General features: G+C 68.1%; 18 protein-coding genes and 1 pseudogene. 8 read left to right on the plus strand and 11 right to left on the minus strand.

Going from position 1 to position 12,845, the window contains the following annotated elements; genetic code table 11:
• The first annotated feature begins 139 nt into the window (after positions 1 to 139).
• A complete protein-coding gene (locus AC5Y4F_RS13835; protein ID WP_499997313.1) occupies positions 140 to 1,837 on the plus strand; it encodes a cation:proton antiporter in 1,698 nt (565 codons plus the stop codon).
• Between the two features lie 4 nt (positions 1,838 to 1,841).
• Here the strand turns inward: AC5Y4F_RS13835 and AC5Y4F_RS13840 are convergent, their stop codons facing one another.
• Both AC5Y4F_RS13840 and AC5Y4F_RS13845 read right to left on the minus strand, forming a co-directional pair.
• Positions 1,842 to 2,465 (minus strand): PaaI family thioesterase, encoded by a 624-nt coding sequence (locus AC5Y4F_RS13840; RefSeq protein WP_499997315.1) that lies wholly within the window; start codon positions 2,463 to 2,465, stop codon positions 1,842 to 1,844.
• A gap of 39 nt (positions 2,466 to 2,504) precedes the next feature.
• A complete protein-coding gene (locus AC5Y4F_RS13845) occupies positions 2,505 to 3,425 on the minus strand; it encodes an aldo/keto reductase (protein ID WP_067935498.1) in 921 nt (306 codons plus the stop codon).
• A 23-nt stretch (positions 3,426 to 3,448) separates the two neighbouring features.
• Between AC5Y4F_RS13845 and AC5Y4F_RS13850 the strand changes: the two genes are divergently transcribed.
• A complete protein-coding gene (locus tag AC5Y4F_RS13850; protein WP_067935501.1) occupies positions 3,449 to 3,949 on the plus strand; it encodes a DUF1990 domain-containing protein in 501 nt (166 codons plus the stop codon).
• On the opposite strand, the gene AC5Y4F_RS13855 is transcribed toward AC5Y4F_RS13850, so the two are convergent.
• On the minus strand, positions 3,931 to 4,395 hold the full coding sequence (locus tag AC5Y4F_RS13855; RefSeq protein ID WP_067935505.1) for a DoxX family membrane protein: 465 nt from the start codon (positions 4,393 to 4,395) through the stop codon (positions 3,931 to 3,933). The genes AC5Y4F_RS13850 and AC5Y4F_RS13855 overlap by 19 nt on opposite strands.
• A gap of 90 nt (positions 4,396 to 4,485) precedes the next feature.
• On the opposite strand from AC5Y4F_RS13855, the gene AC5Y4F_RS13860 reads away from it, so the two are divergent.
• Positions 4,486 to 5,205 carry a helix-turn-helix transcriptional regulator gene (locus AC5Y4F_RS13860; RefSeq protein ID WP_067935508.1) on the plus strand — a complete coding sequence of 240 codons (720 nt, stop codon included), beginning with the start codon at positions 4,486 to 4,488 and terminating at the stop codon, positions 5,203 to 5,205.
• 36 nt (positions 5,206 to 5,241) lie between these two features.
• Here the strand turns inward: AC5Y4F_RS13860 and AC5Y4F_RS13865 are convergent, their stop codons facing one another.
• The 5 genes from AC5Y4F_RS13865 to fdxA form a co-directional block, all read right to left on the minus strand.
• On the minus strand, positions 5,242 to 6,183 hold the full coding sequence (locus AC5Y4F_RS13865) for an NAD(P)H-dependent flavin oxidoreductase (RefSeq protein ID WP_499997318.1): 942 nt from the start codon (positions 6,181 to 6,183) through the stop codon (positions 5,242 to 5,244).
• 6 nt (positions 6,184 to 6,189) lie between these two features.
• Positions 6,190 to 6,534 carry a cupin domain-containing protein gene (locus AC5Y4F_RS13870; RefSeq protein ID WP_499997320.1) on the minus strand — a complete coding sequence of 115 codons (345 nt, stop codon included), beginning with the start codon at positions 6,532 to 6,534 and terminating at the stop codon, positions 6,190 to 6,192.
• 50 nt (positions 6,535 to 6,584) lie between these two features.
• Complete coding sequence (locus tag AC5Y4F_RS13875; protein WP_499997323.1) at positions 6,585 to 7,010, minus strand: hypothetical protein; 426 nt, start codon at positions 7,008 to 7,010, stop codon at positions 6,585 to 6,587.
• Positions 7,007 to 7,633 carry a helix-turn-helix transcriptional regulator gene (locus AC5Y4F_RS13880; protein WP_231986388.1) on the minus strand — a complete coding sequence of 209 codons (627 nt, stop codon included), beginning with the start codon at positions 7,631 to 7,633 and terminating at the stop codon, positions 7,007 to 7,009. Before AC5Y4F_RS13880 ends, AC5Y4F_RS13875 begins: the two co-directional genes overlap by 4 nt.
• Positions 7,634 to 7,720: 87 nt before the next feature.
• A complete protein-coding gene (gene fdxA, locus AC5Y4F_RS13885; protein WP_499997326.1) occupies positions 7,721 to 8,077 on the minus strand; it encodes a ferredoxin in 357 nt (118 codons plus the stop codon).
• Positions 8,078 to 8,131: 54 nt separating this feature from the next.
• Between fdxA and AC5Y4F_RS13890 the strand changes: the two genes are divergently transcribed.
• The 5 genes and pseudogenes from AC5Y4F_RS13890 to AC5Y4F_RS13910 form a co-directional block, all read left to right on the plus strand.
• Positions 8,132 to 8,440, plus strand: coding sequence for a DUF2249 domain-containing protein (locus tag AC5Y4F_RS13890; protein ID WP_067935523.1), 309 nt, complete (start codon positions 8,132 to 8,134; stop codon positions 8,438 to 8,440).
• Entirely contained in the window at positions 8,440 to 9,291 is an 852-nt protein-coding gene (locus AC5Y4F_RS13895) for a class I SAM-dependent methyltransferase (protein WP_499997327.1), read from the plus strand. Before AC5Y4F_RS13890 ends, AC5Y4F_RS13895 begins: the two co-directional genes overlap by 1 nt.
• Positions 9,292 to 9,435: 144 nt before the next feature.
• Complete coding sequence (locus tag AC5Y4F_RS13900; protein WP_197520594.1) at positions 9,436 to 9,666, plus strand: hypothetical protein; 231 nt, start codon at positions 9,436 to 9,438, stop codon at positions 9,664 to 9,666.
• Between the two features lie 157 nt (positions 9,667 to 9,823).
• Entirely contained in the window at positions 9,824 to 10,090 is a 267-nt protein-coding gene (locus tag AC5Y4F_RS13905) for an Rv2628 protein family (protein WP_067935532.1), read from the plus strand.
• Positions 10,091 to 10,122: 32 nt separating this feature from the next.
• A pseudogene (locus tag AC5Y4F_RS13910) lies at positions 10,123 to 10,248 on the plus strand (TetR/AcrR family transcriptional regulator); the annotation flags it as partial.
• A 32-nt stretch (positions 10,249 to 10,280) separates the two neighbouring features.
• Here the strand turns inward: AC5Y4F_RS13910 and AC5Y4F_RS13915 are convergent.
• Genes AC5Y4F_RS13915 through pcaH form a run of 3 tightly spaced genes read right to left on the minus strand, consistent with a single transcriptional unit; the run spans position 10,281 to position 12,836 of the window.
• Positions 10,281 to 11,510 (minus strand): lyase family protein, encoded by a 1,230-nt coding sequence (locus tag AC5Y4F_RS13915; protein ID WP_499997330.1) that lies wholly within the window; start codon positions 11,508 to 11,510, stop codon positions 10,281 to 10,283.
• Positions 11,507 to 12,070: a protocatechuate 3,4-dioxygenase subunit alpha gene (gene pcaG / locus AC5Y4F_RS13920; RefSeq protein ID WP_499997332.1), complete on the minus strand. Its 564-nt coding sequence runs from the start codon at positions 12,068 to 12,070 to the stop codon at positions 11,507 to 11,509. Before pcaG ends, AC5Y4F_RS13915 begins: the two co-directional genes overlap by 4 nt.
• Positions 12,063 to 12,836, minus strand: coding sequence for a protocatechuate 3,4-dioxygenase subunit beta (gene pcaH / locus AC5Y4F_RS13925; protein ID WP_067935541.1), 774 nt, complete (start codon positions 12,834 to 12,836; stop codon positions 12,063 to 12,065). Before pcaH ends, pcaG begins: the two co-directional genes overlap by 8 nt.
• Between the last annotated feature and the right edge of the window lie 9 nt (positions 12,837 to 12,845).

Consider the following 12,845-nt stretch of genomic DNA (forward strand, 5'->3'; position numbering starts at 1 on the left):
TCCGGAACGAAGCGGGGCCGCCGAGCAGTGGCTTCTTCGAGAGATCGGTTGACTTCGATCGCGTTCGTCGGGCTGTGGTGGCCTTCGCCCTGCGCCTCGCGGATCGCACTGGCCGGGCAGCTATCGGCAGAATGGGTTCGTGGCGGCGCAGACGGCTTTGGCATTGCTGCTCGCCGCTGTCGGCGTCATCGTCGTGACGAACTGGGTCAGCGAGCGCACCGGGCTGCCCAGTGCGGCCCTGCTCACTCTCGTCGGTATCGGTTACGGGTTGCTACCGGGGCCGAACGTCAGTCTTCGCCCAGACGTGATGATGACCTGCATCCTGCCGCCGCTGCTGTACAACGCGGCGCTGGGCTCGTCGTTGGTAGGGATACGCCGCAACCTGCGCACGGTCATCAGCCTGTCGGTCCTCCTCGTCTTGCTCACCGCCGCTGCCGTCGGTAGCGCCTTCGCGCTGCTCGTCAGCGGTGCGACGCTCGCCGCGGGCATGGCGCTGGGCGCGGCGGTGGCGCCCACCGATCCGGTCGCCGCGCTGGCCGTCGCCCGCAAGGTCGGTCTGCCGCTCAACATCGTCACACTGATCGAAGGCGAGGGATTACTCAACGACGCGACGGCGCTGACCACCCTGTCAGTGGCCATCGCGGTTGGCCGCGGCGCGGGATTCTCGTTCCCGTCGGCGCTGCGGCAGTTCGCGCTGGCGGCCGTGGGCGGCCTGGTTATCGGGCTGGCGTTCGCTTGGAGCCGGCGGTTGTTGCGGCGATTGCCGCACGACGTGATGACGGCCAACGCGATCTCCCTGACCACACCGTTTTTGGCCTATCTCGCGGCGGAGAAGGTGCACGCGTCCGGTGTGTTGGCCGTCGTGGTGTGCGGGCTGGTCGTCGGGCACGACTCACCCCGGTCGGAGTCGGGAGCGAGCCGGCTGCAGACCCGAGCCGTCTGGCGGTTCGTCAACTTCTTGCTGGAGGGCCTTGTCTTTCTGCTCATCGGTCAACAGTTGCCGGCCATGATCGAGGGTCTGCGTGGGCGGCCACCGTCGACGATCGTCGTGGCGGTCGCCGTCACCACCGCAGTGGTGCTGTTGATGCGCCCCCTGTGGCTGCTGTTCACGCAGTCGCTTCCGCGGCAACTGCACACCCGTCTCGGCAACGTCAGCACGAACCCCGACGACGACGACGCCGCCGACCCGGGCCAGAACGGTCGCCGGCGCGACCACGACACGGAGCGACTCGGTGGCCGTGAGCTTCTCGTGCTGAGTTGGGCCGGCAGCCGCGGCGTGGTCAGCCTTGCCGCCATCTTCGCGGTGCCCCTGACGACGGACAGCGGCGCGCCGTTTCCCGTCCGGGACCTTTTGCTGTTCTGCACCCTGGTGGTCGTGCTCGTGACGCTGATCGGGCAGGGCAGCACCTTCGGCCCGATCGTGCGTGCGCTCGGGGTACACGCCAACGCCGTCGACGAGATCCGGTTGCGCAATCGAGCGCGCACGGCCGCGGTTCAGGCTGCCCTCGCCACTCTCGACGAACTCGACGAGCAGGCTCGCGACGAGGTCGACAAGCGGGCGATCGATTTCGTCCGACGGCAGTTGTCCGCTCGGCTCACGCGGTATAAACGTCGGCTCGATGTGCTGTCGGATTCCGACGACCTCCCCAGCCACCCCGACTACGAGGCGGCGGCCGCGGTCCGGCGGGCGGCAATCGACGCGGAGCGCGACGAGCTCGTGCGCTGGCGCGACGTGGGCATGCTGCCCGATCGAAGCCTTCGCGTGCTGGAACGCGAACTGGATCACGAAGAAGTGACGCTGCCGATGCCAACGCCGCGCAACCGGCACGGCCGCTGAAACGTCAGGGCTGGCCGGGTTTGAGCCGTACGAACAGCGCGTCGGCTTCGGTCAGCAGCTGATCACCATCGCACAACCGGCCCAATACGAAGATCTTGCGCCCGTCCGCCCGGTCGATGCCCGCGTCGAACTGAAGTTCCTTTTCCACCGGAACGATGTGTCGGTAGTCGATCTTGAGGTACGCGGTGCGTTGTCTCGGGCTGCCGGTGAGCACCGAGGCCGACAAGCCGAGGACGGAGTCGAACAGCATCCCCAGCGCACCGCCGTGCACGGCGCCGTTGCGGCCCAGATGGAACCGGGCGAAACGGGCCTGGCCGTGGATCCGGCCGTCCTCGCCCTTGTGGGCCGACATCGGGATGGTCAGGATGTTGCCGCGCATCGGCAGGTCCATCCGCCTGCCCGACGGGGACGTCCATTCGTCGGCGTCGAACGGGGCCAGCAGCGCCGACGCCTTCTCCAGCAGGTCAGCGGCCTCGGTGATCACCTCGTCGGGCGCGTCGGCCGCCCGGGCGTGGTCCTGCAGTGAGCGCACGGCCTCGATGAACCTGCCGTAGTCGGGCCCGCCCTTGGTCGTCGGCTCCGGTGGGTTGAATCCCCCGCCGGGGTGTCGCTGATGTTCGGCCACCAAGACACCGTATTGCCCGGCGGATGGGCTGTGACGCGGTGGTCAGACCGGCTGCTGGGCCCCCGCGGCCGACAACGTTTCGAATTCGTCGTCGGACAGCTCGATCCCAGCGGCGCCGACGTTCTCCTCCAGGTGCGCAACCTTGGACGTACCGGGGATGGGCACCATTACCGGCGAGCGTTTGAGCAACCACGCCAACGCCAACTGCGAGGGCGACGCGTCGTGCTCGGCGGCGATGCGCTGCAGCGGACCGTCGGGGGCGGCGAGCGGCCCGGCGGCCAGCGGGAACCACGGGATGAACCCGATGCCCTGCGCGGTCGCGGCGTCCAATAGCGGCTCGGCGGCGCGAGACGTCAGGTTGTACATGTTCTGCACCGACACGATCTCGGTGATGCGCAGGGCCGCGTTCAGCTGGTCGACGTCGATCTCGGACAGGCCGATGTGGCGGATCTTGCCTTCGTTTTTCAGCGCGAGCAGCTCGCCCACCTGATCCTCGAGCGGGAAGTTCGAGTCGATGCGGTGCAGCTGAAACAGATCGATGGTGTCCACGCCCAGCCGGCGCAGGCTCATCTCGCATTCCTGACGCAGATAGCTCGGATTGCCCAACGGAATCCAGACATCCGGGCCGGTGCGCAACAGCCCCGCCTTGGTCGCGATCGCCAGACCGTCGTAAGGATGCAGCGCCTCGCGAATGATCTCCTCGGACACGTAGGGACCGTAGGAGTCGGCGGTGTCGATGAAGTTCACGCCGAGTTCGACGGCCCGCCGCAGCACCCGGACGCATTCGTCGCGGTCGTCGGGCGGGCCCCACACGCCCTTTGCGGTCAGGCGCATGGCGCCGAAGCCGAGTCGGTTGACGGTCAGGTCACCACCGAAGGTGAATGTTCCGGATGCCCCTGCAACAGTTTTCGAGTTTTCTGCGCTCACACCTACAGACCGTACGCGCGATCCGCCGCGGCGCATCTCGGCGTGGCAAGCTGAGTACCGTGGACCTGCGAGCGCTCGAGGAACTCCCCCTGACCTACACCGAAGTGGGGGCGACCGCTTCCGGCGAACTGCCTGCCGGATACGACCATCAGCACGCCGAGCGCCAAATCGGCACGGGGCAGGAGCGTTTCGAGCAAGCGGCGGCCGCCGTCATGCGCTGGGGCATGCAGCGCGGATCCGGGCTGCGGGTGCAGGCCAGCTCCGAGATCGCCGTGGTCGACGCGGTGGTGGTGGTGAAAATCGGCTTCCTGCCGGCCCCCTGCCGCGTCGTCTACGTCGTCGACGAGCCCGACATCCGCGGCTTCGGCTACGGCACCCTGCCGGGCCACCCGGAATCCGGCGAGGAACGCTTCGTAGTTCGTCGCGACCCGGTGACCTCCGCGGTTTACGCGGAGGTCACCGCCTTCTCCCGGCCCGGAACCTGGTGGAGCAAGGCCGGCAGGCCGGTGCTGAAGGTGGGTCAGCGCCTCATCGCCAAGCGCTACCTACGCGCGGTCTGAGGGCTAACCGCCGCGACGGTGCCGATGTGCACGCCCTGCGCCAGCCGCGCCAGCGCCACGGCGCCCACCAGCAATCCGAAGTCGCGCAGCGCGACGTCGTAGAAGCCGGGCCCGGTGACCAGATCGATGATGATCCCGACCAGCCATGCCGCGACCACCCAGGCGCCCCAGCGCGGGGCCACCGCCACCAGCACGCCGGCCACAATCTCGATGACGCCCACCAGGTACATGCACTGATCGGCCGTCCCGGGCACCAGACCATCGATCCACCCGGCCAGATACATGCTCCAGTGATGCGGGTGGGTGAGCAGGTTGAAGAACTTGTCCAGCCCGAAAACGATGGGCGCGATGGTGAACACGGTGCGCAACGCGAGGTACGCCGAGTAGGCGGGATCCCTCAGCTGGTCGGCCAGAGCGTGACTCCCGGCGACTTGTTTGGTGGTCATATCTGCCTCCATTTCTAACGGATAACACTTTGTACGTTAGATTGGGTAGACTGTAGCGTCAAGCATTTTGTCTGTTAGAAACGGGGTCGAATGGACGACGCGGACTCCCTGGAGCGCGACGCCGCAGGAATCGGCGCACTCGCCGATCCCGTGCGCCGACAGCTCTACCAGTTCGTCGGCGCCCAACCGGGATGGGTGAGCCGTGACCAGGCGGCCGACGCCGTCGGAATCCCCCACCACCAGGCCAAGTTCCACCTCGACCGGCTCACCGCCGAAGGGCTGCTGGAATCCGATTACGCACGGCTGACGGGCCGCTCCGGCCCGGGAGCCGGACGTACCGCCAAGTTGTATCGCAGGGCTCGCCGTGACATCGCGGTCAGCCTTCCCCAGCGGGAGTACGAGTTGGCCGGGCGCTTGATGGCGACGGCCATCGCGCGCTCGGCCGCTACCGGCGAGCCGGTTACCGAGGTCCTCAACCGTGTCGCGCGCGAGTACGGCCACGCGATCGGCGCCACCGAACCCTCGGAGACGACGGTCCCGACCCCCCCGAAAGACGCCGCCGCGGCCCTGCAGCGCGCGGTCTTGGTGCTGCGCCGATACGGCTACGAGCCGCGTTTTTCCGACGGTGAGGTCGAGCTCGCCAACTGCCCGTTCCACGCGCTGGCGCAGGAGCAGACGGAGCTGGCCTGCAACATGAACCATGCGCTGATCAGCGGTGTGGCCGATGCGCTCGCACCGCATGGACCAGGCGCCCGGTTGTGTCCCGGCCGGGACCGGTGTTGCGTTGTGCTCACACCCGGCGACCACTAGGTCGTCGAGCATCACGCACTGTGGCGGCCAGTGCCCCTATGTCGCCCAGCGAGACAGCAATTCCGCAGCGCCCGTGCACATCTCGTCGATCACATCGGCCACCGATGCCTCGTTGTGGATCATCCCGACGCCCTGACCGGCATCCACGGGCGCGGTCCGGCAGTCGCCGGCGGTGATCGCGGCCGCCAGCTCCTCGCAGGCCCCCGCGTCCAGCGCCCCCTCGCGGCCCGTCCAGCGCTCGACGAAGTCGTTGGCCAGCACCCGCGACGGGAACCGCGCCGGCCACGGCAGCCCCTTGGCGACGTCAAAGACCCGGGTGACGGTGGTATCGGTTTCGGTGGCCGCGACCAGTGCCCGGCGGCCGGTGTCGCCGGTCAGCGCTTCCGGACATGCCGACAACCGGGTGCCAACCCACGCCCCGCTGGCGCCGGCGGCCAGCACCGCGGCCAGGCTGCGCGCCGAGGCGACGCCGCCGCCGGCCAGCACCGGCACCGAGACGGCCTCCAACACGGCGTCCAGCAGCGGTAGCAGTCCCAGCTTGTCCTCGCCGTGCCCGCCGCCCTCGGACCCGCGCGCGACCAGGATGTCGACCCCGGCGTCGACGGCCTGCCGGGCCCCGGCGCTGTCGTAAACCTGGGTCACGGTGGGAATTCCGGCTTTATGCGCCTTGGCGACCCACGACCATTCGGTGCCGAAGCTGACCGACAGCAGGGCGGGTCGTGCGGCCAGCGCGTCCTCGAGCAATCCGGACTCGTTGCGCATCACCCAGTCCACCATGCCGATACCGAACCGACCGTCGACGTGCTGTAGTTGCTCGGCGAGCAGCTCCCTGGTCGCAACGCTGCCTATGCCGACCATGCCGAGACCCCCGGCCGCGGTGACCGCCGCTGCCAGTCGGCCGCCGGCCACCCCGCCCATCGGGGCATTGACGATGGGGACCCGCAGACCGAACTCGGCGGACCAGGGCGTCGACAACATCGGCGCCTAGTGCGCCGACGGGATGGTCTTCAGCACCGTCAGCAGGACCACCGAATCCTCGACCGCGTGCAGGGCGTGCCGTTCGGCGGGAATCGCGACGTAATCACCGGTTTTGCCGTCCCAGGTGTCTCCGCTGGTCGTCAGCCGAACCTGGCCCTGCAGCACCTGCAGCGTCGCCTCACCCGGGCTGTCGTGTTCGGACAGATCGTGACCGGCCAGCAGGGCCAGGACGGTCTGGCGAAGCTCGTGGGTATGGCCGCCATGAATGGTGTGGGCGGCCCGCCCGCTGTGCGATTGTTTGGCCTCGGCGATCTTTTCGGATGAGAGTTCGGTCAGCGAAATGGAATCCATCGTGGTCCTTCGAAGTTGCAGGGCCCTCACGCGGCCTTGAGGGTTGGGAGTTAACCGCTCAGTAGCAGTATCCCCGTCACGACGAGGCCGACGACTTTGACCGTCTCCAGCGCGACGTAGGCGTAGTGAGCGCGGGAGCGAGGTCCATCCGATCCCGCGAGCACCCGGTCGGCACGACGGGTCAGCGCGGGACGCACCGCGACCAGCTGAATGGCCAGCGCCGCCACGGCGACGGCGATCGCCACCGTGACGCCGACCCGCGTCGGACCGGAAATCGCGATGGCCCCGATGACGAGGGCGAAAGCCACCTCGACGGTATTGAGCGCGCGAAAAACCAGCCGCCCGATGCCAAGCCCGATCTGCACCGTCACATTGGGGGCCCGGAATTTCAGTGGAGCTTCCAAGAAGGAAATGGCCAGCACCATGCCGAGCCAGGTGAAGGTCAGCGCAACGGCAACCGCTGTGCCTGTGCTCATTTGGCCGCGCCTTGCAGCGTCAGGTGCGCCAGACACAGGTCCGGCTCGACGAACGGGTCGAGCCGATCCACCGAGACGGGCGCACCCCAGTTCTCCATGGCTCCTTGCATGAGGCCCAGATGCACCGGGCAGACGACACTCGACGAGTTTTCGGCCAATTCCAGAAAGGGGCAGTGCCGCAAGCCAACCTGCTGCTCTCCGTTGCTGACCCGGCGCTCGGGGGCGAAGCCGAGTTCGTCGAGCAAATCGATCAGGTGGGCGATGGCCTCCTCGGCGCTGTCGGCGTCGTCGGGCAGCGAATGCAACTCGGTACTCATCTTCTGGCCCCAGGCGCGGCCCGCGGCCAGGGCTTTGGGCCCGGGATTGCGCTCGGCGGCGAAGGCCTTGGCCAGGATCTCGGCCAGCAGCCGGTAGTGCCGCGTTCCGCCGCGATCCATCTGCCGGACCGCGCGGAACATCAGCGGTGGACGCCCCGGCCCCTTCCGGTCGAGCTCGACATGCTCCACCTGGCCGTCAACGACCAGGCTGTCGAGGTGGAAACGGACGGTGTTGGGGTGCACGCCGAGCACATCCGCGATTCCGGCGATGCTCATCGGATCCGGGGCGGCCCGCAGCAGCCGCATCACGGCGCGCCGCCGGCCGGCCGATTCACGGGTTGACGAGTCCTGGGACTTCTCGGATTTCACAGGGCCCCTCCCACTTCTCGTCGTTCACGCCCCGTCTGAATGGGTGGCACTGGGCTGGCCCGCCACCAGAGGCGTGTCGACACCGAGCGGACCAATCTTGGCCGCCCCGCCCGGGGATCCCAATGGGCCGTCGCGGCCCGGCAGCGTTTCAGCGAAGAATGCCTCATTGTCGGCCAGGTAGGGTTTGAGATCCTCAGGCAGGTCATCTTCGTAGTAAATCGCTTCCACCGGACAAACCGGCTCGCACGCGCCGCAGTCAACACACTCGTCGGGATGAATGTAGAGCGCCCGGCCGCCTTCGTAAATGCAATCCACCGGACATTCATCGACGCAAGCGCGGTCCATCACGTCGATGCACGGCTTCCCGATCACGTAGGTCATGGGCTAGAGTTTACACAACAATACTTGTGAAAACTAGACCGGAGGTCGGAGCCCATGCCCGCCAACGAACTTGACGTACGCCAGCTGCGTCAGCCGGCCAAGCACCCGACCATCTTCGCGACCTACGCCGCGCTGGAAGTCGGCGAATCGTTCGTTCTGGTCAATAACCACGACCCCAAGCACCTGCACGACGAATTCGAGGCCGACTACCCGAGCGGCTACGACTGGGAGTATCTCGATAAAGGCCCCAACGTCTGGCGCATTCGGATCGGTAAACTCGCTGATACCCCACCCCCAGTGCGCCACGGACATCTCGACCTGGCCATAGAGCCGCTGGAAAGCTCTGCGCGGCAGGAGATTTGATGTCAGGACAACGAGCAGGTTCCGAGCTTCCGCTACCCTCGTCCAGCCGCGCCGACGACGCGGTTGCCGGCCATTGGCTGCTGGCACGACTCGGCAAGCGCGTGCTGCGCCCCGGCGGTGTCGAGCTGACCCGCACCCTGCTGTCCCACGCGAGGCTGACCGGGGCCGACGTCGTCGAGCTGGCGCCGGGCCTGGGCCGCACCGCTACCGAGATCGTGGCCCACGGGCCGCGGTCGTACGTCGGCGCCGAGGGTGACGCGGACGCGGCCAACGTCGTGCGCGGCGTGCTCAGCGATCTCGGTGCGCAAAACGCGGCCGTCCGGGTCACCGACGCGGCGGCCACCGGATTGCCCGACGCCAGCAGCGACGTCGTCATCGGGGAAGCGATGCTGAGCATGCAGGGCGACGCGGCCAAGCGGGCCATCGTCGCCGAGGCGGCGCGGGTGCTGCGGCCGGGCGGCCGCTACGCGATCCACGAGCTGGCCCTCACTCCCGACGACGTGCCGGAGGACATCAGCACAGACATCCGGCAGGCCCTTGCCCGGGCGATCAAGGTGAACGCGCGTCCATTGACGGTGGCGGAGTGGTCGAAACTGCTCGCTGAGCACGGGCTGCTGGTCGATGAGGTCGCGACCGCGCCCATGGCGCTGCTGCAGCCGCGCCGGCTGGTGTCCGACGAAGGGTTTCTCGGTGCGCTGCGATTCGCCCGGAACGTGCTCGTGCACCGCGACGCCCGCAAACGGGTCCTGACCATGCGCCGGACTTTCCAGAAACATCGCAAGCAGCTGGCCGCCGTCGCCATCGTCGCCCACAAACCGGCGCCGTCGGACACGACCGCCGCAAGGCGTTGAGCTCCGCCGTTGCACTCCGGCCGGCTTTGGGCCCGTTCCGCAATCTCTGCGTGACGGTTTAGTGACGCCCCCTGGCAAAACTTGGCTGCGGCAGTCGCGGGAGAACAAAGGAGCTTGCCGGTTATGGGTGCAACCCCACCGTCGTTGACGGAGTCCGACCTCGACGCGTTGGCGTCGGATTTTCTGCAGTCGCACTACCTCGGATCCATCTACGCCGACTGGTCACCGGATCGACGGCTCGACATGTTCTTGCGGCGGCGCGGTCTCGCCCGGGTGGCCAACGACGGCGACCTGTCCCACAACGTCTTGGAACGCATCATGGCCCGCGGGCGCGCGCCGCTGGCGCGGCATGGATTCGGCCCGTTCGTTCCTTAGCACCAGGTAGGCGATCAAATGACCCGAGATCTCAAAAAAACGGCATTTCTCACGGCGAAAATACCGGTCAATGCATTGGTACAGACGTACTATTGTGGCTTAGTGCTGCAAGCGCCGCCGGGCCGGATGAGTCGTCGAGGTTAGCGGGGAGGGGACGATGAATTCACCGAAATGGATGGTTCATTGGCCGCAGCGCCGGCCGACGGCCACGATCTATCAGTTGACCGACCGCCTCCACAAAGGGCACATGGCTCGGGTGCCCGCTGACCAGATCACGCAGACCGTGGCGGCGTGGCTGGCCGACCTGGGTGCCGCCGACAGCCCGCTGGTCGACGAACTCGAGCGCGCCGTCTGTGGCGGCGACTGGGCCGCCGCGCACGCGCTGGGTGAGTGCTTGTCCATCGAGATTGCGGTGGCGGACTAGCGAAGTCGCCGTCCAGCAAAGCGCCGTTCTTAATCGACGGGCATGTCCGGCCTCCGGACACAACAAGGTACCTGCGGGCCCCGCGGGGCCGGCGCGCGTCGCACCACTGCGGTGACGACCGCGAGCAGGCCATACTTGCAACCGCCGAGCGGCTGTTGCACGAGTGGGTGCACATCTGGCTGGCAAGCATCTATCGGCGCTGAGCTAGCACGCGCGCCGCACGGCCCAGGCTCGCTGCGATCAATTGCTCGGCGGCACCGAGGTAGGTTGATGACGGCTCCTTGCTCACCAGCTCGGCGATCGCCCGCTGCTCACCGGAAACGTCTGCGACAGCCAAGTTTTCGGCCATCCGCTGCGGGTGCACGGTCAACCCGGCCAGCAGCTCGCCACATTCCGACCCCGCGACGACGGTGCGGCGGGCCAGGGTGCGCAGGGTATCCCATTCGGCGTGCCATGCCCCGTCCGGCCGCTCGTCATTGGCCAGCGCCGCCGCCGTGTGCAGCGTCGCGACCAGCGGCGGGGCCGCGATGGCGGCACGACGGATCAGGATGGACAGCACCGGGTTTCGCTTGTGCGGCATCGACGACGACCCGCCGCGGTTGGCGGCCGCCGGCTCGTCGAGTTCGGCGATCTCCGGGCGCACCAGGGTGACGATGTCGGAGGCGATGCGACCCCAGGCGTCGGTGCAGCCGACCAAGGCGTCGGCGGCCGCGGTGATGGGTGCGCGGGCGGTGTGCCACGTGGACCGGTCATGCAAGCCCAATGTGGTTGCGGCGTTTCGCACGAGCTGCAGTGCGACGCCGGCCGCGTCGCTGGTGCCGGTGAGCAACGCCGCCAGTTCCGTCGTGGCGCCCAATGTCCCTGCGGCGCCGCCGATTTGGATCGGCGTGCTCAGCACCGCCACCCGCTCGAACGCGTCGACAATGCCGTTCAGCCAGCCGGCGGCCTTGACGCCGAAGGTGGTGGGTGCGGCATGCTGGGTAAGGGTCCGGGCCACCATCGGCGTGCCCCGGTGTTGTTTCGCGAGTTCTGACAGCGTACCAACCTGCTGCCTCAGCTCGGTTGTCAGGTGATCGGCGACCGCGCGCACGGCCAGCATCAGGCTGGTGTCCAGGACGTCCTGGCTGGTGAGCCCGCGATGAATCCAGGGCGCGATGCCCGACTCCGCCCGTTGCCGGAGCAGCTTCACCAGCGGAATAACCGGGTTGCCGCCGCCCTCGGCGCTGACGGCGATCGATTCACCGTCGTTGTGCGTGACCAGGTTCCACAGCTCGGCGCCGGCGCACTCGGCGGGTGCCAGGCCGGCGGCCGCCAGCGCGTCCAACCACGCGCACTCCACCGCGACCATCGATCCCAGCAGCGCCTCATCGGTCATGTGGTCGCCGGCGCGATGGTCTCCGGGCCACAACAGGTTGCTCATCGCGCGTCTTCCGAGTACGCCAGGAACACGGTCTCGGCCGGGCCCTGCAGGTGGATGTCGAAACGGTAGGCCGCACCCTCGTTTTCGGCGGCGCAGAGCAATGTGGGCCGGCGCTCGGCGGCTACGGCCGCCAACAGCGGATCGGAGTGCGACTCGGCGCCCGGCAGGTAGGCCCGGGTGTACAGCCGGTCCAGCAGTCCCCTGGCGAACACGGTGAGCGCGAAGAACGGCGGCCGCCCCGCGATCGCCGATCCGGGCCGCAGGGTGGTGAAGGAGTAGCTTCCGGCATCGTCGGTCGCGCAGCGTCCCCAACCAGTGAACACCGTGGGCTCGCGGCGCAGCGAACCGGCTTGGCGCGCAACGCCTCCCGCGCTGTCGGGTTGCCAGAGCTCGATCAGCGCGTCCTGGACGACGGCTCCGGCGCCGTCGTACACCGTGCCGTGCAGCCGGATCGCCTGCGAATGGCCCGGGCCGATCAGCGCGTTGTCACCGGGATATGGCAGTCCCAGGTGAAGGAAGGGGCCGACGGTTTGCCCCGGCGTGCAGGCTGATTCAGTCATCTGCACGCTCGGTCGGGGTTCGCGCACCGCCGGCCAACACGATGTCCCATCGGTACCCCGTCGCGTACTCCGGCTCGGTGAGGTCATGGTCGTAGCGGGCGATCAGCCGTTGGCGTGCGGCGGGATCCAGGATCGACTGAAAGATCGGGTCCAGCCCGAACATCGGATCGCCCGGAAAGTACATCTGGGTCACGAGTCGCTGGGTGAAAGCGGTTCCGAAGACGGAGAAATGGATGTGCGCCGGGCGCCACGCATTGTGGTGGTTGCGCCACGGGTAGGGGCCGGGCTTGATGGTCAGGAAGCGGTAGGTGCCGTCCGGACCGGTCAGACAGCGGCCCGCGCCGGTGAAGTTCGGGTCGAGCGGAGCGGGGTGCTGGTCGCGCTGGTGACGGTAGCGGCCGCCGGCATTGGCTTGCCAGATCTCCACCAGCTGCCCCGCGACCGGCCGACCGGAGTCGTCGAGGACGCGCCCTGTCACGACGACGCGCTCCCCGATCGGCTCGCCTGGGTGCCCGGCGGTCAAGTCGGCATCGAGTGGGTCGACGTCCTGGTGGCCGAAGCACGGCGCCCATCGTTCGACCCCCTCGGGGTCGACCACCACCAGCGGTTGCTTGGGATGGCGCAGGATCGTGCTGCGGTACGGCGGATAGTCCAGCCGCGGTAGCTCGCGTTGCCCGACTCCCCCGCGGACGCCCTGGTATTGCGCTGCGATGCGGGCGATCTCCGCCGAAATGTCACCCTGAGAGGCGACAGGCTCGGGGTTCATGTGCCGTGA

The organism is Mycobacterium sp. NGS56, assembly GCF_059812425.1.